Genomic DNA, 1,182 nt, shown 5'->3' on the forward strand with positions numbered 1-1,182 from the left:
CATTCCGTTTGGCTATATCGTGCATAAGCTGGATGACAAGGCGGCCGTGGGCCTGGGCATCTTCGCGCCGTTCGGTACCGCAACCGATTACAAAAGCGGCTCTCTGGCCGGCGGTTTTGCCGATGAGACTCAGCTGTCTGCCATTGATATTCAGCCAACCTTCTCTTATCAGCTGAGCGATACCCTGTCATTCGGTGTGGGTATTGATATCGTTTACGCTCAGGGTCTGCTGAGCAAAGAACTGGATCTGATTCCTTATGGCGCTCCTGGTGCTACCGATCCTCAGTACAAAGGTTACGAAAACAAGTTTGAAGTCAAAGGCGATGATATTGGTTATGGCTGGAACTTCGGCGTGATGTGGGATGCCAGCCAGTCCACCACGCTGGGCTTTGCTTACCGCTCTGAGATCGACTTTGACCTGAAAGGTAAGTCTGAGTTTAAGAAGTCAGAGGGTGTCGTGGCCTATGCTGACCCAGCTCCGATGATCGTTTCCGGAACTGTTGTTGATTTGCCAGCGGGTATTTACCCGGTTAACGGAACCGGTAAAGTCGATAAGCAGGACTCCCGTGTACCTCTGACCGGCCCGCGTTCTGCGACCTTCAGCATCGCGCATAAGCTGGATGACCGTCTGCAGTTGCTGGCGGGTGCGACCTGGACTGACTGGTCTTCGTTCAAATACTTCGACGTGATCGCGACCAAGTCCGGCACCATCGATGATCTCAGCGGTCTGGGTGAGAACTACGTTGGCCATATTGTTGAAAAATGGCATGACACCTGGTCTTACTCTGTGGGTGCTGAGTACAGCCTGAATCAGGACTGGACGCTGCGTACCGGTTACGCCTTTGACGCTTCACCGGTTAAGGACGAGCACCGTACTGCGCGTGTACCGGATAACGACCGTCAGTGGCTGACTGCAGGTGCCACCTACAACCTGAACGACAGCTGGAGCTTTGATGCGGCCGTGGCGTACCTGTTTATCGATAAATCCAAGATCGACGAGTACAACTACGATCTGGACGATGAGCAGAAAGGCGCAGACAACCTGAAAGGTGAGTTCGACGTGAATGCACTGGGTCTGTCTTTCCAGGCAAACTATCGTATGTAACAGACGCTTTTAACCGGTCTTAAAAAAAGCCCGTATGGAACTCCATACGGGCTTTTTTTGTGGGCGTTGATCGGGCC

Annotated in this window: 1 protein-coding gene; it reads left to right on the forward strand. The window is 52.9% G+C overall.

Features of this window, described 5'->3' with window-relative positions; translation table 11 throughout:
* Nucleotides 1-1,105, forward strand: a 1,105-nt coding sequence (locus B3P58_RS00975; protein ID WP_286715359.1) for an OmpP1/FadL family transporter, incomplete at its 5' end; no start/stop codon positions are given.
* Nucleotides 1,106-1,182 lie beyond the last annotated feature (77 nt).

The sequence above is a fragment of the Thalassolituus sp. UBA2009 genome (assembly GCF_002335285.1).
Classification (GTDB): domain Bacteria; phylum Pseudomonadota; class Gammaproteobacteria; order Pseudomonadales; family Oceanobacteraceae; genus Venatoribacter; species Venatoribacter alkanivorans.